The sequence below is a fragment of the Ruegeria sp. CF2 genome, from assembly GCF_056537385.1.
In genome coordinates this window covers 165,618-188,249 of the sequence record NZ_JBQFRL010000001.1, presented here as the reverse complement: position 1 = coordinate 188,249, position 22,632 = coordinate 165,618, and the positions used below count along the sequence as shown (strand labels likewise).

General features: G+C 62.5%; 18 protein-coding genes. 11 read left to right on the top strand and 7 right to left on the bottom strand.

Going from position 1 to position 22,632, the window contains the following annotated elements:
• Positions 1-14 precede the first annotated feature (14 nt).
• The 9 genes from ACR0IR_RS00865 (at position 15) to ACR0IR_RS00825 (ending at position 8,252) form a co-directional block, all read left to right on the top strand.
• Entirely contained in the window at positions 15-701 is a 687-nt protein-coding gene (locus ACR0IR_RS00865; RefSeq protein ID WP_170339856.1) for a haloacid dehalogenase type II, read from the top strand.
• Positions 701-1,528, top strand: coding sequence for an alpha/beta fold hydrolase (locus ACR0IR_RS00860; RefSeq protein ID WP_170364937.1), 828 nt, complete (start codon positions 701-703; stop codon positions 1,526-1,528). Before ACR0IR_RS00865 ends, ACR0IR_RS00860 begins: the two co-directional genes overlap by 1 nt.
• Positions 1,525-2,499, top strand: coding sequence for a threonine ammonia-lyase (locus tag ACR0IR_RS00855; protein ID WP_170364939.1), 975 nt, complete (start codon positions 1,525-1,527; stop codon positions 2,497-2,499). Before ACR0IR_RS00860 ends, ACR0IR_RS00855 begins: the two co-directional genes overlap by 4 nt.
• A gap of 73 nt (positions 2,500-2,572) precedes the next feature.
• Positions 2,573-3,361 carry a 3-oxoadipate enol-lactonase gene (gene pcaD / locus ACR0IR_RS00850; protein ID WP_170365203.1) on the top strand — a complete coding sequence of 263 codons (789 nt, stop codon included), beginning with the start codon at positions 2,573-2,575 and terminating at the stop codon, positions 3,359-3,361.
• An 11-nt stretch (positions 3,362-3,372) separates the two neighbouring features.
• A complete protein-coding gene (locus ACR0IR_RS00845; RefSeq protein ID WP_480778952.1) occupies positions 3,373-4,086 on the top strand; it encodes an alpha/beta fold hydrolase in 714 nt (237 codons plus the stop codon).
• A 124-nt stretch (positions 4,087-4,210) separates the two neighbouring features.
• On the top strand, positions 4,211-5,410 hold the full coding sequence (locus ACR0IR_RS00840; RefSeq protein ID WP_170364941.1) for a TCR/Tet family MFS transporter: 1,200 nt from the start codon (positions 4,211-4,213) through the stop codon (positions 5,408-5,410).
• Positions 5,411-5,490: 80 nt separating this feature from the next.
• On the top strand, positions 5,491-6,585 hold the full coding sequence (locus ACR0IR_RS00835; protein WP_170364942.1) for a Zn-dependent alcohol dehydrogenase: 1,095 nt from the start codon (positions 5,491-5,493) through the stop codon (positions 6,583-6,585).
• Between the two features lie 31 nt (positions 6,586-6,616).
• Entirely contained in the window at positions 6,617-7,849 is a 1,233-nt protein-coding gene (locus ACR0IR_RS00830) for a mandelate racemase/muconate lactonizing enzyme family protein (RefSeq protein ID WP_170364944.1), read from the top strand.
• A gap of 115 nt (positions 7,850-7,964) precedes the next feature.
• Positions 7,965-8,252 carry an ArsR/SmtB family transcription factor gene (locus ACR0IR_RS00825; RefSeq protein WP_170340532.1) on the top strand — a complete coding sequence of 96 codons (288 nt, stop codon included), beginning with the start codon at positions 7,965-7,967 and terminating at the stop codon, positions 8,250-8,252.
• A 5-nt stretch (positions 8,253-8,257) separates the two neighbouring features.
• Here ACR0IR_RS00825 and ACR0IR_RS00820 read toward each other — a convergent pair whose 3' ends face one another.
• A complete protein-coding gene (locus ACR0IR_RS00820; protein WP_170365205.1) occupies positions 8,258-11,254 on the bottom strand; it encodes a cyclic nucleotide-binding domain-containing protein in 2,997 nt (998 codons plus the stop codon).
• 215 nt (positions 11,255-11,469) lie between these two features.
• Here ACR0IR_RS00820 and ACR0IR_RS00815 point away from each other — a divergent pair, with 215 nt between their 5' ends.
• Positions 11,470-11,862, top strand: coding sequence for a DUF3307 domain-containing protein (locus ACR0IR_RS00815; RefSeq protein WP_093964572.1), 393 nt, complete (start codon positions 11,470-11,472; stop codon positions 11,860-11,862).
• Here ACR0IR_RS00815 and ACR0IR_RS00810 read toward each other — a convergent pair whose 3' ends face one another.
• The gene (locus ACR0IR_RS00810) at positions 11,863-12,324 is read right to left on the bottom strand and encodes an Lrp/AsnC family transcriptional regulator (protein WP_170364945.1); all 462 of its coding nucleotides are present in this window, start codon (positions 12,322-12,324) and stop codon (positions 11,863-11,865) included.
• 139 nt (positions 12,325-12,463) lie between these two features.
• On the opposite strand from ACR0IR_RS00810, the gene ACR0IR_RS00805 reads away from it, so the two are divergent.
• Positions 12,464-15,892, top strand: a complete 3,429-nt coding sequence (locus ACR0IR_RS00805; protein WP_170364947.1) for an indolepyruvate ferredoxin oxidoreductase family protein — start codon at positions 12,464-12,466, stop codon at positions 15,890-15,892.
• Here the strand turns inward: ACR0IR_RS00805 and ACR0IR_RS00800 are convergent.
• From ACR0IR_RS00800 to ACR0IR_RS00780, 5 genes are read right to left on the bottom strand one after another with little or no spacing between them, the layout of a single operon-like run.
• A complete protein-coding gene (locus tag ACR0IR_RS00800) occupies positions 15,880-16,611 on the bottom strand; it encodes a hypothetical protein (RefSeq protein WP_170364949.1) in 732 nt (243 codons plus the stop codon). The two genes, ACR0IR_RS00805 and ACR0IR_RS00800, sit on opposite strands and share 13 nt — an antisense overlap.
• Before the next feature lie 54 nt (positions 16,612-16,665).
• Complete coding sequence (locus tag ACR0IR_RS00795; protein ID WP_170364951.1) at positions 16,666-17,970, bottom strand: NAD(P)/FAD-dependent oxidoreductase; 1,305 nt, start codon at positions 17,968-17,970, stop codon at positions 16,666-16,668.
• Positions 17,957-18,643, bottom strand: coding sequence for a TetR/AcrR family transcriptional regulator (locus tag ACR0IR_RS00790; protein ID WP_170364953.1), 687 nt, complete (start codon positions 18,641-18,643; stop codon positions 17,957-17,959). Before ACR0IR_RS00790 ends, ACR0IR_RS00795 begins: the two co-directional genes overlap by 14 nt.
• Before the next feature lies 1 nt (position 18,644).
• Complete coding sequence (locus ACR0IR_RS00785) at positions 18,645-20,189, bottom strand: trimethylamine methyltransferase family protein (RefSeq protein WP_170364956.1); 1,545 nt, start codon at positions 20,187-20,189, stop codon at positions 18,645-18,647.
• 2 nt (positions 20,190-20,191) lie between these two features.
• The gene (locus ACR0IR_RS00780) at positions 20,192-22,594 is read right to left on the bottom strand and encodes a GcvT family protein (protein WP_170364957.1); all 2,403 of its coding nucleotides are present in this window, start codon (positions 22,592-22,594) and stop codon (positions 20,192-20,194) included.
• Positions 22,595-22,632 lie beyond the last annotated feature (38 nt).

Sequence of the window (22,632 nt, the reverse complement as noted above, 5' to 3'; positions counted from 1 at the left end):
ATGGGGAGAGGCAGATGGCGATCACAACCTGCGTTTTCGATGCGTACGGAACCCTTTTCGACGTGGCCGCAGCCGCGCGTCAGGCGGCCGCCGAACCGGGCCAGGATGCGCTGCGTGACAAGTGGCCTGAACTGGCCAACCACTGGCGGTTGAAACAGCTGCAATACACGTGGCTGCGTGCTGTGGCGGACGCACATGCCGATTTCTGGGACGTAACGCAGGATGGCCTGGACTGGGCGCTCGAGGCGACAGGCCTGCAGGGGGACCCAGCGCTGCGGCAGAGACTGCTGGACCTGTATTGGGAACTGCAGGCCTATCCCGAGGTTCCGGCCATGCTGAAGGCGCTCAAGGATGGCGGGATGCAGACCGCAATCCTGTCAAACGGATCGCCGCCCATGCTGGAAGGCGCGGTCAGATCTGCGGGTATCGGCGGCGTATTGGACGACATACTGTCAGTCGAAAGCGTCGGCGTCTTCAAACCGCATGCCCGGGTCTATGATCTTGTGTGCGACCGTTTCGGGTGCGAACGATCGAACGTTCTGTTCGTCAGCTCGAATGGTTGGGACGCCGCCGGAGCCAGCGGGTACGGGTTCGTTACGGCCTGGGTCAACCGCGCCGGCGAGCCGATGGACCGCTTGCCGTGGACCCCGGCGCATGTCCTGTCCGACCTGACCTCGATTCCGGAACTGGCAGGCGTTTGATGCCACAATTCACGACGTCTGACGGTCTGCGCCTGACCTACGAAGATACAGGCAGCGGCAAGCCGCTGCTGTGCCTTGCCGGCCTGACCAGAAACAGCCGGGATTTTTCCTTCTTCACGCCGTACGCCAACGGACTGCGTGTCATTACGATGGACTATCGGGGGCGCGGAGACTCGGATTTTGATCCGGATTATCGCAACTATACCGTTCCGCGCGAGGCACAGGACGTGATCGAGTTGTTGGATCATCTGAAGCTCCATCGGGCCAGCATCCTTGGCACCTCGCGTGGCGGGTTGATTGCCATGACCCTCGCCGCAATTCGCCCCGAACGTCTGAGTGCCGTCATTTTGAATGATGTGGGCCCCGTAATCGAACCGTCGACCATCGGGCGCATCATGGATTATGTCGGCAAGGCTCCTGCCGCAACAACGCTGGAACAGGCCGCTTTTGCGCTGAAACAGGCAATGGACCCGCAGTTTCCGGGCGTATCGATTGAAACCTGGAGAAAGCAGGCCGCATTCCAGTACGAAGAAACCGGCACCGGCCTGCGGTTGCGCTATGACCCCGCATTGAGAACCGCGTTGCAAGAACAGATTGCAGCGGGCCCGCCCGCTGATTTGTGGCCATTGTTCGAAGCCCTGAACCCGCTTCCCACCGGAGTGATCCGTGGGGCGAACTCGGACTTGCTTAGCGCCCAGACACTTGCAGAGATGCACCGGCGTCATGCGGGGTTGATTTCGGCCGAAGTGCCCGACCGGGGCCATGTTCCTTTTCTGGACGAACCGCAGTCCATAACCGTCATTCGCAAGGTACTGGATTTGATATGAGCACAATTGACCTGATCGAAGCCGCTGCCGTGCGCCTGCAAGGGCACGCGCGCGAAACCCCGATCCTCACATCGCCGTTTCTGGACGAACTTGCCGGGCGGCGCGTTCTGGTCAAGCCCGAGTGTCTTCAACACACTGGAAGCTTCAAGTTTCGCGGCGCGTGGTCTGCGATTTCCGCCCTGGATGCCGAGGCTCGCAAACGCGGGGTCATCGCGTATTCATCAGGCAACCACGCGCAGGGCGTGGCGCATGCGGCTACACTTCATGGTGTTCAGTCCGTCATTATCATGCCGTCCGACGCGCCGGCTCTGAAAATCAAAAACACCCGAGCTTTGGGCGCCGAGGTCATACTTTATGATCGCTCCAATGAAAGCCGCGAAGAGATCGGCGAGGCGTTGTCCCGGGAGCGCGGTCTTACGTTGATCCGCCCGTATGACGAACCGCAGGTGATCGCCGGTCAGGGTACCGTCGGCCTCGAGGTGGCGCGGCAGGCGCGCGATCTCGGCGTGACCGACGCCGATGTTCTGGTATGCTGTGGTGGCGGTGGACTGACCTCAGGCGTGGCACTTGCCTTGGGAAAACATGCGCCGGGTCTCAGGGCACGCCCCTGCGAGCCCGAAGGATTCGACGATGTCAAAAGATCCCTGGCCTCGGGGTCCGTTCAGACCAACAACGCAGCCGCAGGCAATATCTGCGACGCGATCCTGACACCGCGGCCCGGTGATATCACCTTCCCGATCCTCCGTCGCCTCTGCGGACCGGGATTGGCGGTATCCGAAGACGAGGCTCTCCGCGCCATGGCCTTGGCGTTCCTGCGCCTCAAGGTCGTTCTGGAACCGGGTGGGGCAGTCTCGTTGGCGTCGGCGTTGTTCCGCAAGGACGAGATCCAGGGCGACGCCGTTATCGTCGTGGCATCGGGCGGGAATGTCGATCCGCAGGTCTTTGCCCGCGCGTTGGAATTCCTTACCTGACAACGGGTTAGGACAGATGCAATAAATCGCGGCGTAAACTGTCGGAATGATCGCAGCAAAAAAGGCTGACCAGATGCACATCGCTGATTTCGGAGATGTTCAGATTCACTATCGCTTGGACGGTGACCCGGATGGTCCACCTCTGGTCTTTGCCAATTCGTTGGGCACCGACATGCGCTTGTGGGACCCCGTGCTGCCTCTGCTCCCCAAAGGTCTGCGCATCATCCGCTATGACAAGCGGGGGCACGGCCTGTCCTCGCAACCGGATGGTCCCTATTCGATGGGAAGTCTGGTGCGCGATGCCGAGCGGCTCCTGGACTTTCTCGAGGTGCGGGATTGCGTCTTCGTCGGCCTGTCGATCGGCGGAATGATCGCGCAGGGGCTGGCCGTCAAGCGGATGGATCAGATCCGGGCGATGGTCCTGTCCAACACGGCCGCCAAAATCGGGACGCCCGCCATGTGGGCCGATCGGATGGCCGCCGTTCGTGCAGGTGGGATCGAGGCGCTGGCCGACGCAACCATGGAGCGCTGGTTTTCGAAAGCATTTCGGGAAACCCCCGATGTCGAGCTATGGCGCAATATGATGGTACGCCAACCGGTGCAGGGGTATCTGGGCTGCTGCTCCGCCATCTCGGGCACGGATTTCTATACGCCAACCAGCGGGCTCAGACTGCCGACGCTGGGAATTGCGGGCTCGGAAGATGGCTCGACCCCTCCCGATTTGGTGCGCGAAACCGTCGACCTGATCCCCGGCTCCCGGTTCGAGCTGATCCGCAAGGCCGGGCACCTGCCCTGCGTCGAGCGGCCCGAGGTCTACGCCGAGCTGCTGAACGCTTTTCTGCGAGAAACCGGACATATCTGAAGGAGGTCACGGTGGCGGAATTTCTTCTTGTTCACGGGTCTTGCCACGGCGCATGGTGCTGGCGCGATCTGATACCGGAACTTGAGAATCTGGGGCATTCGGTCCGGGCGATCGACCTGCCCAGTCATGGATCGGACCCGACCCCAGTATCCGAGGTCACGCTCGAGACGTGTCGAGATGCGGTGTTGAATGCCACGACCCCGCAAACGATTCTTGTCGGCCATTCCTGGGGCGGCTACCCGATCAGTGCGGCCGCCGAATTCGCCTCAGATCGGATGCGAGCCCTGATCTATGTCTGCGCCTACGTGCCGGTCTCCGGGCTGTCGATGATAGAAATGCGCCGGCGTGCACCAAGACAGCTGATTGGCGATGCGGTCGAGAAATCGGCAGACGGACTGTCCTACAGCGTGTTGCCGGATCGGGTGCAATCTCTCTTCTATCACGACTGTCCGGCCGACGTTGTCACCTATGCCCTGGCCCGCCTGTGCCCGCAGGCCATCCGCCCGCAGGACACGCCGTTGGACCTGAGCGAGCGTTTTGACGGAATTCCCAAGGCCTATCTCCGCACCATGGATGACCGGACGATTCCAACTGAGTACCAGGAAGAGATGAGCCATTGCGCGCCGCCCGAATTGCGCCTGACGATCGACAGTTCCCATTCTCCATTCTTCTCGCATCCCGCGGATCTGGCTCGACACCTGAACGAAATCGCCACCCGCGTCTGAGATCCGGCCCGGCCAAGGCTGACGTGCCGTCAGTCGAGAATTTCGCCTCGATCACAAAAGACCGGGTTACAACACGACAGGCGGGCGACTAAGGTCCTGCAAAATAAGTCATTCGTGCGGTTTCATGCGTCTTCCTTTTCTGTTCGTTCTCGGCACTGTCATGATCGATGCCATGGGCATCGGACTGGTCATGCCGATCATGCCTCAGCTGATCGTCGAGGTTCAGGGCGGCTCTCTGGCATCGGCAGCCATCTGGGGCGGGATCCTCAGCACGGCCTTTGCCGCGATGCAATTCCTGTTCGGTCCGGTGCTGGGCAACCTGTCGGATGCTCACGGACGCCGCGCGGTCTTGCTGGTTTCCCTGTTTGTCATGAGCCTGGACTACGTGGTCATGGCCATGGCCGGCAGCATCTGGCTGCTGCTGATCGGCCGCATCGTGGGTGGCATCACGGCGGCCACCCACTCTACCGCAGCGGCCTTTATGGCGGACGTTTCGAAACCTCATGAAAAGGCCGCCAATTTCGGTCTTATCGGAGCAGCTTTTGGTGTGGGTTTCGTCCTCGGCCCTTTGATGGGCGGATTGCTGAGCGAATACGGAACCCGCGCCCCGTTCTGGGCGGCTGCCGGATTGTCATTTGCGAATTTCCTGCTGGGCCTCGCGGTTATGCCTGAGACGGTAACGGACAAAAACCGCCGCGGATTCCGCTGGCACCGCGCGCGTCCTGATAGCGCATTGCGGGCCATCGCCGCCCTGCCCGGCATCCGACCGTTGCTGTGGGTATACTTTTTGTACTCGGTATCGATCTACGTCTATCCCGCCATCTGGTCATACTTCACGACCGAGCGTTTCGGTTGGTCACCGCAGATGATCGGGTTGTCACTCGCGGTCTACGGATTGGGCATGGCGGCGGTTCAGGGCGGGTTGATCCGCCCCGCCACCCGCCACTTGGGAGAGCGGACCACGATTGTTTGGGGCATGATCTTCGAGATCGTCAGCTTTCTGGCCCTGGGTTTTCTCACAAACGGCACGATTGCGTTGATGCTGATTCCGATCACCGCACTGGGCGCCGTCGTGACGCCAGCCCTTCAGGCACAGATGTCACGCGCAACACCGGATTCGCAGCAGGGAGAGCTTCAGGGGGTTCTGGCCGCGCTCCACGCGCTGTCGATGGTGATCTCCCCGTTGGTGATGACCACCGTTTTCGCCCAATTCGCGCGCGTTGATGCAGCATTCTACCTTCCAGGAGCCCCGTTCCTGTTGGCATTGCTGCTGATGCTGGCCGGATTCGTCATGTTTCTGCGCGCACATCCCAGCGAAACGTAACAACGACACGGGAATGACGGTTTCAGCCTTGCGGACCGCAGATTCCCGCGTCACCGTGGCCCAAACCAAACGAGGGATCCATGCAGACCATCAAAGCCGCCGTATGCCGCGCCTTCAACGAACCGCTTGTCATCGAAGACATCCAGATCGCGCCGCCCGGCATGGGCGAGGTCGAGGTCACGTTGGATGCGGTGGCGATCTGCCATTCCGACATCACCTATGCCAGCGGCGCCTGGGGCGGCTTTCTGCCCGCCGTCTACGGGCACGAGGCCGCTGGCGTGGTCTCGGCCGTCGGCGATGCAAGCGGCGGTTTCAAGGTGGGCGATGCGGTCGTGGTGACCCTGATCCGCGCCTGCGGGTCTTGCCCGTCCTGCGCCAGCGGCAAGCCGGTGATCTGCGAAACGCCCTATGATACCGTCAAGGGCCCGCTGCGCACAGCGGACGGTGGGCCGCTGGAACAAGCGATGGCCTGTGGCGCCTTTGCCGAAAAGGTCGTGGTCAGCCACCGCCAGATCGTCAAGATACCCGACGCGATGCCCAAGGACGTGGCCAGCCTACTGTCCTGCGGGGTGATCACCGGCGTGGGGGCGGCGGTCAACGCCGCGCAGTTGCGCCCGGGTCAGGATGTCGTGGTCATCGGTGCTGGCGGTGTGGGCCTGAACTCCATCCAGGGCGCGCGGCTGGCCGGGGCCCGGCGGATCGTGGCCGTCGACATGACCGAGGAAAAGCTTGAAATCGCCAAGGAATTCGGCGCCACGCATGGGGTTCTGGCCACACTGAAAGAACCGTGGAAGGCAGCCTACAAGGCCCTGGGCGGTCGCGGGGCCGATGCGGTTCTGATCACCGTCGGTGCGATCCCCGCCTATGATCAGGCGCCCCGCTATCTGGGTCGCGGTGGTAAGGCAGTGATGATCGGCATGCCGCATTCCGGCGCGCAATCCAGCTATGAGCCAGTCATTCTGGCGGCCCTCGGTCAGGGCATGGTCGGGTCGAAGATGGGCGACGTGGTGATCCAGCGCGACATTCCGTGGATGATCGATCTGTATGAACAGGGACGGCTGAAGCTGGACGAGCTGATCTCGGGGCGCTGGACGCTGGAACAGATCAACGAAGCCATCGAGGACACCAAGACCGGGTCGGCCAAGCGCAACGTCATCGTTTTCAACCGGGGCTGACGGCCCCGGACCACCGGCGGGAGGAGACCGGATGAAACTGCAGGATCTCGACATCATCGTGGCCGCTCCGCCCGCGCCGGGCTGGGGCGGGCGCTATTGGATTCTGGTGAAGGTCACCACCGATACCGGTATCACGGGCTGGGGCGAGTGTTATGCCTCCTCGGTCGGTCCCGAGGCGATGAAACACGTCATTCGTGACGTGTTCGACCGTCACATGGCCGGCGAAAACCCCGAGAATATCGAGCTTATGTTCCGTCGCGCCTATTCCAGCGGCTTCACCCAGCGCCCCGACCTGACCGTGATGGGCGCGTTCTCGGGGCTGGAAATCGCGTGTTGGGACATTCTGGGCAAGGACCGGGACCGCCCGGTATACGCTCTGATCGGCGGCCGGATGAACGACCGCATCCGCGCCTACACCTATCTGTACCCGCTACCGCAACACAATCTGACCGATTTCTGGACCTCGCCCGAACAGGCCGGGGAAAGCGCCGCCGAAATGGTCCGGCGCGGCTTCACCGCGGTCAAGTTCGACCCCGCCGGCCCCTACACGATGCGCGGCGGGCATATGCCCGCCATGTCCGACATCTCGATGTCGGTGGCCTTTTGCAAGGCGATCCGTGACGCCGTGGGCGACAAGGCCGACCTGCTGTTCGGCACCCATGGCCAGTTCAACACTGCAGGCGCCATCCGTCTTGGGCAGGCAATCGAGCTCTACTCGCCGCTGTGGTTCGAAGAACCCACCCCCCCGGACATGATCGAGGACATGGCCCGCGTCGCCCGCAATATCCGCATTCCCGTGGCCACGGGCGAGCGGATGACGACCAAGGCCGAATTCGGCGCGGTTCTGCGCGCCGGAGCGGCCGAAATCCTGCAGCCCGCCTTGGGCCGGGCCGGCGGGATCTGGGAGATGAAGAAGGTCGCCGCCATGGCCGAGGTCTTCAACGCCCAGATGGCGCCGCATCTCTATGCCGGGCCGGTGGAATGGGCCGCGAACATCCATCTTGCGGCCTCGATCCCGAACCTTTTGCTGCTCGAGACCATCGAAACGCCGTTTCATGACCAGCTGATCAAGGGCTCGATCCGGGTCGAGAACGGCTTTGTCGAGCCGCCTTCGGCCCCCGGCCTGGGCATCGATGTCGACGAGGAACTGGCCCGTGCCCACCCCTATTCCGGCGACGGTCTGCACCTGCAGATGCAGGAAGACCCCTGCGACTATGTCAACGGAAATGCGTTTCAGGGCGGAGCCCCGGCAACCGAGGGATGACAATTTCCGACAAGTTGGTGCATACTGCGTCCACCCCTTATTTCCATCCCCAAGGTACCACGTGACTTTCACTGACGCCGAATTGACGACCCCACAATCCGAATTGCCCACGGAAATGGAGGAAAGCGCCGCGCAAGCTGCGGCATTCCTCAAGACGCTGGCGCATCAGGGCCGCTTGATGATCCTGTGCCATCTCGCAGCTGGAGAACGCTCGGTGGGCGAGCTTGAAGCCTTGCTCAAGTTGCGCCAGGCCGCGGTCAGCCAGATGCTGGCGCGTCTGCGAACCGAAGGCCTGGTTTCAACCCGCCGAGAGGGCAAGACCATCTACTATTCGCTGCGCGACGGTAAAGCCAAGCAGGTGATCGAGTTGATGCATTCCCTGTTCTGTAGCCCGCAGGCCTGAACCTGTCAGCGTGATACATAGCCTGCGATCACCTGCAACAGCTTGAACGCGGTCGCAGCATCGTTTTCTACCACGGCCAGGAACTCTTCCTCGCCGATACGCAGACAGGTCAGATCGGTTTCGGCCACCATGCTGAGCGCACGGGGCTCTTTGCGGATCAGGCCCAGTTCGCCCACCAAGGTACCGCTGCCGACGCGGGTCACCAGCCGATCCTCCTCGGGCGGCTGCGGCAGGTACAGGCCAGCTTCACCGTCGATGATCATGTAGGCACCATCGGTCGGCTGGTCATCCTTTAGGAACACGACTTCGCCGGCCTTTGCCTCGTACCAGCGCGCACCAAAAGCCAGCAGTCGAAGCTGGCGACGATCCAGCCCCGAAAACAGCGGCGTCTGTTCCAAAGCACGCAGCTTTCGCGTGAGGTCCGCCGAGGCTGCACTGTCACCTTCGACATCCGACGGAACCTGATCGGACACTACGCGCCCCTGTCGAATCTCGACGAACATGTCGAAAGCGCCGGGGTTCTTGAACTGTTCGTTCAGGTAGATGATCGTGGCGTCCGGAAGCAGCTCTCGCAGGTTTCTGAACACAGCCACCTGCGTGTCCATGCCATAACTCGCCAGCGCGTTTTCCAGTATCAGGATATCCGGCTTCTTGATCGTCGCTCGGGTAAAGGCCAAAGGCTCGGCCAGCGCAGCCGGCAGGTTCTGCCCGCCCAGCGCGACCGGTACATCGTAGATCAGCTCAACCACCAGCGGACGGGCTCCGTTTTTGGTCAGCACGTCTGCGATCACTTTCCGAACCTCGTCCGACCGCGCGCCCCCAATCTGGCTGACCTTGCCGAACAGCGCATTCTCCATAACGGTCAATCCGGGCGCAAAGGTGGCCGGGTCCAGCGGCTCGAACACGTCGTTCAGGCGCTCCATCAACTTGTCGGAATGGCTGTGCCGCAGTTCGAGGATGCGGTTCTTGAGCTCTTCGGAAAAGGCCGGCCCAATCTGTTCGGCCGAGATCACGAAAGGCACCGCCAGCAGGCTGGCCAACTGGTCATCGTCCAACCCCGATGCGCCGGTTTCCCGGGTCCTCTCCACCAGGTCGACAGCGGCTTCGTAGGTGGCGGCCTCAAGACCCAGCTTCCGGAACAACGGGTGATCCGTCCCGTCCAGGCCAAAGATCTGACGCAGCATTTCGATCACGTCACGTGTCAGGCCGACCAGTGTTTCATCCAGACCCAACTCGCGCAACTGCCCGAGGAAAATGGTCTGCCGGGCCAACAACTCTTGCGTCACCTGCACGCGTGGCACAGCAAACAGCAGGTTTTCGGCCACGGGCAGTGCAGCGTTGTACGTCATGCGGTCGAAGATCAGAGCTTGTGACTCCAGACCGGCCTTTTTGACGGCGTCCTGAACCAAGGGCCGCAGCTCGATCAGCTTGGCAGCAAGGTCGGGGTGTTTTTCGGGATCGAAACCCAACTCGGCCCCACGTTGGAACAAAGTGGGCCCGGAGCCCAGTCCGTCGATCAGCTTCAACCACCAATCGCGCAGCTGCTCGGCCGTTTCGAACCCGGCCAGGGAAGGGTCCAGCCAAGTGGCCCGGAAGGGATCGGGGCTGTTGCCCGCACGCAGCGTTTCAAGGTGGTCCGCGTCCTCCGGTGGAGCGGTCAGAGGCCTGAGCTGCATCGGCATCATCACGTTGCCGCCAACGGTTCCCTGGAACATCACCGGTCGCGATGTGGCATGACCGATCCGGGCCGCCACGACGGCCTGGTGCAGCGAGGACAGGTTAACACCCCCGATTTCGACCCGGCCCGAACTTGGCAGGATCTCCCGGGTCAATAGATCAGCCAAGGCCCGGCGGTCCTCTTCGCTGGGGGCGGCGACCCCTATTGTCTTGCCGGCGGGGAAGGTCAGGTTCAGATCATCCAGAACCTGATTGCCATCCAGATCACGCACCGAGACTTGCTCCAACTCGATCGGGCCATTCAGGTGCGGTCGGCTGTCGGGCTCGCCTTCGAACAGGGTTTCATCCAGCATGCCGCTCGGGGCGAACCGTTCGATGACCACCTCCCAGCGCAGAGACATGTCCTGTGTCTGGTTGTAGTAGGTTAGCAGCTCCTTCCAGGGCGAGCTGAGGTCCTTGTAGGCAGCGAGCGCGGCCACGAGAGCACCGAGCGAAACCGACCCCTGCAGAACCAGCAAACCACCGACCAGGTAGAACAGGAACGGAGTCAATTGAGAGATGAAGTTGTTGATGAACTTCATGAAGAATTTTTTCTGGTAGATCTCGAACCGGATGCTGAACAGCCGGGACAGTTGATCTGAAATCAGCGCTCGGCGATGGCGCCAGCCGCCGTTCTGCCGCAGGGTTGCCGCGCCTGCTGCATTCTCGCCGATCTGAGCGGCCAGTACGCGCACCTCCTGGATCCGGCGCTTGTTCAACAGGTTGATCTGGCGCTGCAATCGCGGGATCAGCCAGGCCTGCAATGGGATCAGCGCGACAGCAGCCAATCCGAACCAGACGCTTTGCAGGAATAGAAAGGACAGGATTGTCAGCATCTGCCCCGCCTGAAGGACAGGTTGGCTGATCGCATCGCCCATCAGCCCGCCCATCGGCTCGCTTTCGGCGGTGATCATCGAGACCAGTTCGCCCTGACTGACGCGCTCGAAATAGGGTTGAGGAAACAAAAGTGCGCGGTTGATCAACTGGTATCGGAACCGGCGCAACATTCGTTCGCTGAGAACGCCTTTCATCGTGTTGATGCGCATCTTCATCAAACCATGCGCCAACACCGCCGCCAAAAAGGCGAAGCACAAAATTACCAGAAACGTCGTCTGCGACAGACTGTATCCCCAGACATCCACGATCTCGCTGGAGGCGCCGATTGCGTCGTTGATGATGCGTTTGGGCAATTCAAGCGTCAGGTACAGCAGCGGGAACAAAGTTGCCGTCACGGCCAGCAGAACAAGCTGATCGCGCTTGGAATACTTCCAAATAAATCCAAAAATTGAACGTTCTATGGCCCCTGCCCCTACTGGTGACCCGAAACTGTTTTGCAGCGATCCTGCCGCGGTCAAAGCAGCACGACGGTACTGCAATCGCGCTTGGATAGGCAAATGGTTTCCAAGGCGAAAACTATTTCGACTTGTGTGAACTAGTTCATTTGCGATCCTGTCTCATAGCCCTTAGTCTGAAGGTCAGGACGATATCGGGAGGGTAGTTTTTGCCTGCTACACTTGGCACTGTGTTGCTTCTGCTGTGTGCACTGCAGATCAAACACATGTTTGCCGATTTCTACCTTCAAACGCCCAAGATGCTGTCTGGGCGGGGGGAGTACCTGCATGTCGGGCGCGCACAGCATGCCGCGGTGCATGTTGTGGGTTCAGTCGTGGTTTTCCTGATATTCGGCGCGCCGCTTTCGTTCATTCTGATCATCGGTGCGCTTGAGTGGATCGTGCATTTCAATATCGATTTCGCCAAAGCCAGCTATTCCGACAAGAAACAATTGCAACCTGATCAGGCCGCCTTTTGGCGGGCCGCCGGTCTGGATCAATGCCTGCACAACCTCACTTACATCGCGATGGCCTGGGCCTGGGTTGAATTCGTCGCGCGGTAATCAGAACTCGACCGAACGATTGCGTTTGACCGCGCGCAGAACCACATTCGTCTGTGCACTTGCGACGGCAGGCAAACGAAACAGAAACCTCTCCAAAAAGACGTTGTAGGCGGCAAGATCGGGACACTGCACTCGCAGGTGATAGTCTGCCTGACCGGTCGTTGCGAAACATTCCTGAACTTCCTTGCAGGTTTCGATTGCCCGGATGAACTCCACGATCTTGTCGGGATCATGCCGCGTCAGATGCACATGTACGATCGCCTCAAACCCCAACCCCAGCGCGACTGGGTTCACAACTGCGCCGTAGCGTTCAATGATCCCGGCCTCTTCCAATGCGCGCACCCGTCTCCAAAGGGCCGAGGTCGACATCCCGACCGCATCGGCAAGGTCGGCATTCGACACACGGCTGTCCCTTTGTAGCAGGGTCAGAATCCGGCGATCTCTGTCGTCAAGCTGTATCATTTGGTAGGCCTTTTCGTCTTCTTAGGGTTTTTCGGCAATTTTTTTCGAAACCTTATCAAGCTTGCGGACCCATTGGCACAACATTTCGCAAATACCGAACTACAGTTGTTCAATCTCAAAGCCAATTTAGGTCCAAGCCATGAGCCGCCACGACAGCACTCTTCGCACTTATCAACTCACAGACCGGTACGAACAGACCGAGCGTCGCGTATTCCTGACCGGCACGCAGGCGCTGGCGCGCATCCTGATGGATCAGGCGCGGCGCGACCGCGATGCCGGGCTGAACACGGGCGGGTTCGTCTCGGGCTATCGCGGCTCGCCCTTGGGCGGGCTGGACCTGGAGCTGTGGCGCGCGCGCGAACGGTTGAAATCCGACCGCATCACGTTCATGCCCGCCGTGAACGAAGATCTGGGCGCAACCGCCGTTCTGGGCGCACAGCAGGCGACGCTGGACCCGCAGTGCGAATTCGAAGGCATCTTTTCGATGTGGTACGGCAAGGGGCCGGGTGTCGACCGCTCAGGCGACGCATTGAAACACGGCAATGCCTATGGCTCGGCGCCCAAGGGCGGCGTGCTGGTCGTGGCCGGCGACGACCATGGCTGCGTCAGCTCCTCGATGCCGCACCAGTCCGACGTCGCCTTCATGGCATGGTTCATGCCCACGCTGAACCCCGCCTCGGTCGAGGAGTATCTGGAATTCGGCGAATACGGCTTTGCGCTGTCGCGGTTCTCCGGCACCTGGGTCGGGTTCAAGGCGATCTCGGAAACCGTCGAAAGCGCCCGCTCAGTCGAGCTGCGTCCCGACCGACAGTTCATCCTGCCCGAGATCGACCTGCCCCCCGGCGGGTTGCATGTGCGCGCCGCCGACCTGCCCTCGCCCGAGATCGAGACCCGCATCCAACACAAGCTGCGCGCCGTGCGCGCCTTCGCCGAGGCCAACCCGATCGACCGGCGCATCTATGACCTCGACCACGCCAAGTTCGGCTTCGTCACCACCGGCAAGGCGCATCTTGACCTGATGGAGGCGTTGCGCCTTCTGGGACTGGACGAGGCCGCCTGCCGCCGTCTGGGCATCGACATCTACAAGGTCGGCATGGTCTGGCCGCTGGCGCGCCGCAACGCGCTGCGCTTTGTGAAGGGCAAGGCCGAGGTGCTGGTCGTCGAAGAAAAGCGCGGCATCATCGAAAGCCAGTTCAAGGAGTATTTCTATGACTGGCCCGGCGACAAGCCGCACAAGATGGTGGGCAAATATGACAGCCACGGCGAGCCGCTGATCCCCTGGACGGGTGAACTCAGCCCGCTGATGCTGGTGCCGATCGTGGCCGACCGCCTGCACCGGTTCTTCCCCGAAGAGGACCTGCCCGCCAAAGCCAAGGCGCTGACGGACCAGCCGCCGCAACTGATCAACGTGCCCGGCGCGACCCGCACGCCCTATTTCTGCTCGGGCTGTCCGCACAACACCTCGACCAAAGTGCCTGACGGCTCGATCGCGGCCAGTGGCATCGGCTGCCACGTCATGGCCTCGTGGATGGACCGCCACACCGTCGGCTATGCCCAGATGGGCGGCGAAGGCGTGCCGCATGTGGTGGCGTCCAAGTTCAACGGAGGCAAGCATATCTTCCAGAACCTCGGCGAGGGTACCTGGTATCACTCGGGCTCGCTGGCGATCCGGCAGGCGGTCGCGGCCGGGACCAACATCACCTACAAGATCCTCTACAACGACGCCGTGGCCATGACCGGCGGCCAGCCGGTGGACGGCCCGGTCAGCGTGGCCGGCATCGCCCAGGCCTGCCGCGCCGAGGGCGTGGAACGGATCGCCGTCGTCTCGGACGACATCTCGAAATTCCACCACGCGGATTTCCCGTCGGAAACCACGTTCCACGACCGCGCCGAACTGGACACCTTGCAACGCGAGTTGCGCGAGATCCCGGGCGTGACCGTTCTGATCTATGAACAGACCTGCGCCACCGAAAAACGCCGCCGCCGCAAGCGCGGCACGATGGAGGACCCCAAGCGGTTCGTCTGGATCAACGATCTGGTCTGCGAGGGCTGTGGCGACTGCTCGGTCGAGTCGAACTGCCTGAGCGTCGAGCCGCGCAAAACCCCGCTGGGCCGCAAGCGCAAGATCAATTTGAGCTCGTGCAACAAGGATTTCTCGTGCCTCAACGGATTCTGCCCCAGCTTCGTGACCATCGAAGGCGGCGAACGCCGCAAACGCATGGCAAAGCTGGATCTGGCAACACTCGAGGACGGGCTGCCCGACCCTGCCCTGCCCCGCCTGGACAAGCCGTTCGAGCTGCTGGTCACCGGCGTCGGCGGCACGGGTGTGGTAACGGTGGGGGCGCTAACCACGATGGCGGCCCATCTCGAGGGGAAAGGCGCCTCGGTCCTGGATTTCACAGGCTTTGCACAGAAATTCGGAACCGTTCTCAGCTATATCCGTTTGGGCGACACTCCAAACGCATTGAACCAGGTCCGCATTGATCAGGGCGCGGCCGATGCGGTGATTGGTTGCGACGTCGTCGTCAGTTCGGCCCCCAAAGCCTCGGCACATTACCGCAAGGGTACGCGCGTGGTCCTGAACCGGGCGGAAATGCCGACCGGCGATATCGTTCTGCGCCGCGACGCTCAGTTGCAGGTAAATGCCCGTGAACAGGCCATTCAGAACGTGGTCGGGGCGGAAAACCTGTTCGGTTTCGACGCCAACGCGGTGGCGGAAACCCTGCTGGGTGATGCCGTGTTTGCCAATGTGATCATGCTGGGTTTTGCGTGGCAGCACGGTCTTGTGCCGGTATCGCATGTCGCGCTGGGTCAGGCGATTCTGCTGAACGGCGTCGCTGCCGAGAAGAACCGTCTGGCCTTTGCAATCGGGCGCAACATGGCGGTTCGTCCGGACGTTCTGGCGCTGCCTTCCGACGACGTTGGTTCGGAAGAAACTCTGGATCAGATGATTGCGCGCCGCACCGCCTACCTGACCGAGTATCAAAACGCGAAATACGCGCAGGCCTACGCCGATCGTATCGCCGCCCTCCGCTCGGCGCTGCCACAGGCTGACGAGACCCTGCTGCGCAGCGTCGCCCGCAACCTGTTCCGCTTCATGGCCTACAAGGATGAGTTCGAAGTCGCGCGGCTGATGACTTCGGACCATTTCGCAAAGGATCTGGCCAACCAGTTCGAGGGCGATTTTACGGTCCGCTTCCACATGGCCCCACCCCTGCTGAGCCGCAAAACGGATGCCCGGGGCCGACCGCTGAAAAAGGCGTTCGGACCTTGGATGCAACCGGTTCTGCGGGGCCTGTCAAAGATGCGGGCGCTGCGCGGAACAGCTTTCAATCCGTTTGGCTATCATGCCGAAGCGCGCCTGCACCGCGATCTGCTGAATTGGTACCAGGGGCTGTTGGACCGCCTTATGGCCGAGTACGGGGATCGGGATGCCGAAACGTGGCAATGCATCCTGGCCTGCGCCGACGAGATCCGCGGTTACGGCCCGGTTCGGATACAAGCGGCCGAGACCGCCAGACGAAAGGTCGAAGACTTGTTGCGCGCGCCGCGCGCTCAGGCCGCCTGATCCAGCGCCGAGGCTTTGTAGGCCGCAAGCCAAGCCGCATCCAGCCGGTCGACAACGGCTGGATTGAACCGGTCTTCGACCTCCCAATACCGGCCGGATGGCACCATGTAGCCCGCCTCGTACTCGGCCTGCAGCAGAGCATCGACGTGTTCAGGGCGCGGCCGGGCCTCGGGGATCTTTTCGGTATGAGAGACGGACGGATAGACCAGCCGGCTGGGTCCAACGGACAACCGCACCACGTTGCAATCCTGACGCGCCGCCAGCAGCGCCAGCCGTGCCGATTTCGCCTCGAGCGAACGCAGGGTGACGTCAGCACGCAAGGGATCGGCCGTTCCCTGGCCGTAGAAATGGGTATTGCCCGAGCGCGGATAGACCATGTCGCAGCCAAAGAAGGCAATCACCGATGGTTTGAGAGCGCCCAGCGCCCAGTACCCGGCGGTAAAGGCCATGGTGCCTCCGGCATAGACGAAACCGCCATACGCGTTCTGGATCGGGACATAATCCTGCGCCGTCACGATGCGCTGTGTCGCTGTCAGACAGTCGGGACGGTTCTCGGCCGGAAAATCCTCGGGATGGATCAGGAAATCCCAATCTTCGCGGATGCGCCAGGCGTTGTTGATGACCACGATGTGAGTGAACGGCCCACGCGCCCATTCCCGTGCCGCCAGCGCTGCGGGCGCACTTCCCAAGATCAGAACTTTGGTGTCATTCTCCGCCATCGCGCCCGCCCTTTCTCAGTGTTTCCAGAGAGCTAGCGCATTTGTCCGGCTTGGCTAGCCAAGGACGGAAAAACTGCTTTCCTCGTTGATGGGTCGCTTGCGGGAGTAAAAGCCCGCGTCGATGGTGCGTTTGATATGGGGCAGCTCGAATTGCAGGGGCTGGGCGTCGTGATCCGCCCCGCCCTCGCAATACTCGACCAACGCGGCCATCATCTTGCCCGCGATCGGCGCGTTCTTGTACTGGTTCCCGCTGGTGCCGCAGGCCATGTAGAAGCCCGGCAAGCTGGATTTGTCATAGATCGGGATCCAGTCGGTCGAGGCGTCGTACAGATCGACCACTCCCCGCGTTCTGGACGGAATGCCCAGACTGGGAACGCGCTGCGCATAGCGCATGGCCTGCGTCGTCCACTGGTCGGTGAAATCGTGGTTGTAATGGACATCGTTCTCGCACCACTGATGCGGGTCGCATTCCGGATCCTCGGATCCTATCAGGATGTGGTTGCCATGTTCGGGCCGGCAGTAGCAGGCGATATCGCTGTCCGACACGATGGTTCCCTGACGCTCGAAATCAAATCCTTCGGGCGCCGGAACATGCACCACCTCCTGCCGCAGCGGGCGGGTTTCGATGGTCATGTCGTCCAGCACCCCGGCCATGCGGTTGATGATCGACGATCCCGGCCCTGCCACGTTGATCACCACCGGCGCGTGAATCTCTTCGCCCGAGGCCAGCCGGGCGCCTTTGACCTTACCACCTTCCTGCAAGATTTCGACGACCTCGACCCCGGTCCGCACCTGCGCACCGCGCTGCGTCGCCGCCTGCATCAGGTTCTGCGCGGACAGGGCCGGATCGGTGACATAGCCAGCCTTGGGCCAGAACACCGCCCCCTGCATCTTGCTGCCATTGGGCTGACCAAAGGCTGGGTCGTCCATCCGTTTGGCCGGGGCGAAACTGTCCAGAGAATAGATCGGCAGGCGGTCGAGAATCTGTTCGGCCGACCATTCCTCAAACGGGCAATCCAACTCGGCGCTGTATTTCATGTGCTTTGACAGGTGGCCGTTGGCCTCGGTCTTCATGACAAGGCACCCGGTCTCGCGGAGCTGCGCCAGATCGGCCCCGTCGGGCAGGCCCAGATAGTCGGCCCAGTCGCGCCAGTAGTGATAGCCCTCCCATGCGAAGGCGGTGCCGTCGAAGGTGGAATAATGCATCCGGATGATCGCGCAGGACCCGGCGGTCGAGCCATGCCCCACCTGCGCGTTGCGGTCCAGCGACAGGGTCTTCCAGCCGGCCTTGGCCATCTCGAACGCGATGGCCGCGCCGATCACGCCGGTTCCGATGATGATTGCGTCAGGCTGGCTCATGATCCGATCCTCCTTCCCAGCAGCGCTTGGCATAGGCGCTGAATTCCTCGATTTCCTCGGGCCGCGGCTCGACCCCGGTAAAGACGTACAAGTAATGCGGCACCAGCGACAGGCGCGTCGCCAACGGCTCGTTCAACTGCGCCAGATCATAGCCGATCTGCATGTAGTACAGCACCCGCGCGCGGGTTTCAGCCTCGACCGCCTCATAACCAAAGCGCGCGAACATGGCGCGCAGCGCGGCCAGGCGGCGCGCATCGGACTGGTCCAGCATCCGCCGCACCTTGCCCGAGCGCCGCGCCCAGTCGCGCACGGCAAAGTCCAGCGCCGTGTCGAACAGGGCGGTGTTGACCACACAGCGATGCACGTTGCAGACGGCGGCGGTGATGGTCTCGGCCGGGGCCTCGGCCTGCGCGATCAGGGCGGCGGTGTTGGTGGCCTGCCAGCGATCCAGCAGCGCATCCAGCAGCTGCTGCCGGGATTTGAAATACCAGTAGAACGAGGACCGCGACACCGCCATGCGGTCGGCCAGGTTCAGCACCTTGACCTGCTCGACCCCGTCCGAGATCAGCACGTCCATCGCCACGTTCAACCAGTCGTCGCGCGTGACCTTGACGTTGCCGACAAGCGGCTCGGCCTTGGGGTCGTCACGATGCAGGATCGGTTTGCTGTTCATCTCAACTCTCCGGCGGCGCGCCGCCCTCGGCGGTTCGGCGGGCAATGAAGTCGCGCATGGCGTCCAGCCCCGGCTGGCCCTGCGCGGGTGGTTCGAAATTGTTCAGGATGTCACGCCAAACCGCGGTGGCCCGGTGGCTCGCATCGACCGATCCGCGTTCGGTCCAGGTGCCGAAATTGGCATAGTCATGCAGGTGCGGTTCGTAGAATTCGGTGGTGTAGCGCTCCATCGTCTGGCTGGCGGCAAAGAAATGGCCGCCAGGCTCGACCTCGCGCAAGGCAGTGTCAAAGCCGATCTCGGCCTGACCGGCCTGAGCCCCTGCGCACAGCTCGGCCACCATGCTCAGCACCTCGGCGTCGCAGACCAGCTTTTCGAAGGACACGGTCAGGCCGCCTTCCAGCCACCCGGCCGAATGGATGATCACCGTGGCCCCCGCCATCAGGCAGCCCCACAGCCCGAACTGATTTTCGTTGGCCGCCTGCACGTCATTGGCGTTCGAGGCCGATCCGGCCGCCGACCGCCACGGCAGGCCCAGATGCCGCGCCAACTGCCCCGCCGCCAGCGAGGCCTGGAAATGCGAGGGCGTGCCAAAGGCCGGGGCGCCTGATTTCATGTCCACGTTGCTGGTGAACGTGCCATAGCAGACCGGCGCGCCGGGATTGGCCAGTTGGGTCAGGGTCAGGGCGGCCAGCGCCTCGGCATGCGACAGGGTGATCGCGCCCGCAACCGTGATCGGCGCCATCGCCCCCATCAGCGTGAACGGCGTGATGATCGACATCTGCCCGTGACGGGCAAAGTCTATCAGTCCTTGCGCCATCGGAATGTCCAGCGTGCGCGGGCTGTTGGTGTTGATGATCGTGTAGCAATGCGGCCGGGCGCGGAACTCGTCATCCGACAGGCCCCGCGCGACGGCCAGCATCTGGAAACAGTCCATCACCTGCGGCGTCCCCCGCGAGAAGAAGAACGGGAACTTGTCGGTCAGCTCCATCTGCGCCTGCGTGGTGAAATAGTGGCGCAGGTGGGTCGGCACGTCCTGCGGCTCGACCTGCGGCGAGATCATCTGGAACACGTCGAAATGATGGGTGAGTTTCAAGAATTCGAGGTAATCCTGTCCACTGGCCGGGCGGCGGCCGCGTTCCAGATCGGTGGCATTGGGCGCGCCCGCTCCGGGTTGAAAGACAAGGCTCCCCAGTTCCAGCGTGAAGTCGCGATGCCGCGCCCCGGCCCGGCAGGCGGTGGATTTCGGGGCCGAAGCCACCGCGGCCTCGACCAGATCGCGGCCGATGAACACCATCTCGCTGTTTTCATCCACCCGCGCGCCCGCGGCGGCGAACAGGCGCCGCGCCTCGGGCAGCAGGACCTTGACGCCCAATTCCTCCAGCGTGCGCAGGGCGGTTTCGTGCATGTCGGCGATCTGGTCGGCGGGAAAGACCTCCATCACCGGAAACGGGTTGCGCAACTGGCGGTAATTCACGTCCCGATGGGTCGCGGGGGCGGCCTCCGCGCCCCGGCCCCGCCGTCGACGATCCCTACCCCGCGCCGCCACGATCAGCCCCGCATCGCCTTGCCCTCGGGGTCATAGGGCGACGGCGCGATCACCCGCGCGGGCCGCTCGACCCCCACCACATGCACCGACAGTTCGGTGCCCGGCTGCGCCTTGTCGCGGTCCACCAGCGCCATGGCCAGCGACTTGCCGACATAGTGGCCATACCCGCCCGAGGTCACGAAACCCACGCGCTGGTCACCCGCCCAGACCGGCTCGTACCCGCTGGCGTCGGCATCCAGAGCGTCCACCTCGAGCGTCACCTGAACCTGCGCCGGGCCGTTGCCCTCACGCTCGGCCAGTGCCGCGTCCTTGCCCACGAACTCCTTGTCCCAGTCGATCCAGCGGTCCATGCCGGTCATGCCCGGCGTGTAGGCCTGGGTGAACTCGGCCGACCAGATGCCAAAGCTTTTCTCAAGCCGCGTGGACAGCATCGCGTTGAAGCCGCATTCGCGGATGCCTTCGCTGGCCCCGGCCTCAAGCAGCGCGCGGCGCAGGGCGATGTGGTCGCCATACCGGCAGTTGATCTCATAGCCTTTCTCGCCCGTGACCGACATGCGAGCCACCCGGGCGCGCACGAGGCCGATGTCATAGTCACCGCAGCCCATGAATTTCAGCGTGGAGATATCCTGCTCGGCCAGTTTCTCGACCACCGCCTGCGATTTCGGGCCGACCACGGCAAAGCCGCAGACCTCTTCGCCCAGATCACGCACGGTGACCCCTTCGATCATGTGGTCGTCGAACCAGCGCATATGCCAGGCCCGCAGGTAATAGCTGCCCATGATCCACCAGGTGCCGTCGCCCCAGTTCAGAACCGTCAGGTCGCCCTTGAGCCGCCCGTTCTCGCCCAGCATCGGCGCCAGTTTCGCGCGGCCCGGTCCCGGCAGTTTCGAGGCCATCACCTTGTCGAGCCAGATTTCCGCATTTTGCCCCGAGACCTCGAACCGTGAGAACCCGGTGATGTCCATCAGGCCCACGCCTTCGCGGATGGTGCGGCATTCCTCGGCCACGATGTCGAAGGCGTTCGAGCGTTTGAGCGTCGGCGTTTCCTCGAACCCTTTGGGTGCGAAATAGAGCGGCACCTCAAGATCCCAGCTGACGTCCCATTTGCAACCCGCCTCGGTCATTGCGTCATGGGCCGGCGACATTTTCAGTGGGCGGCCGGCGGGCAGTTGCTCGTTCGGATAGGTCATTACGAAGCGGCGGGAATAGAATTGGCCCGTCGTCTCGCGGATGTAGCGCTTGTTCTGGGCAAAATCGCCATAGCGCGCCACGTCCATCGGCCAGGCGTCGGCCTCGGGCTCGCCATGGATCATCCATTCGGCCAGCGTCTTGCCGACGCCGCCCCCCTGCAGGAACCCGGCCATCACCGCGCAAGCGGTCCAATAGCCCCTCTTGCCCGGCACCGGACCAACCAGAGGGTTGCCGTCGGGCGAGAAGGTGAACGCACCGTTCACCCATGTCTTGATGCCCACGTTCTGGATCGCCGGGTAGCGTTCGAAGCCCAGCATCAGTTCGTTCTCGATGCGGTCCAGCTGCTCCTGAAACAGCTCCTCGCCATAGTTCCACGGCGCGCCGTCCATGGCCCAGTGCTCGTGATCGACCTCGTAGATCCCGACCAGAACACCCTTCTGGTCCTGCCGCATATAGGTGAAGCCCTCGAGATCCACGGTCATCGGCATCTCGAAATCGGCCGCTGCGACCTCGGGCACCGTGTCGGTGATCAGATAGTGGTGCTTCAGCGGAGAAACCGGCAGTTCGACCCCAGCCATGCGCCCCACCTGCTTGGCCCACAGGCCGGCGGCGTTGACCACATGTTCGCAGGTGATCTTGCCCCGGTCGGTCACCACCTGCCAGCCATCGGCGGTCTGGATCAGTTCCTCGACCTTGGTTTCCTCGTAGTATTCCGCCCCGCGCTTTTTGGCGGCACTGGCATAGGCCTGCACGGTGCCGGTGGTGTCGATGTAGCCCTCTCGGTCGGCCCACATCGCGCCCAGAATGCCGTCAGTGGACATGATCGGGCAGCGTTTCTGCGCCTCTTCCGGGCTCAGCAATTCGCAATCGTCGATGCCGATGGACTGGAAGATGCGGTAGTTCGCCTGCAACCACTCCCACCGTTCGGGGGTTCCGGCCAGCGTGAGGCCACCGGTCATGTGCAGGCCGATATTCTGACCCGATTCCTTTTCGATCTCGCTGAGCAGGTCGATCGTATAGGCCTGTAGCGCGGCCATGTTCGGATCGGCGTTCAGCGCGTGGATGCCCCCCGCCGCGTGCCATGACGACCCCGAGGCCAGCCGCCGGCGTTCCAGCATGACCACATCCGACCAGCCGAACTTGGCCAGATGATACAGAACCGAGGCGCCGACGACGCCGCCCCCGATGACAACAACGCGATACTGCGATTTCATCCCGACCTCCCCTGGACGATTCCAAAAGGACGCTAGGG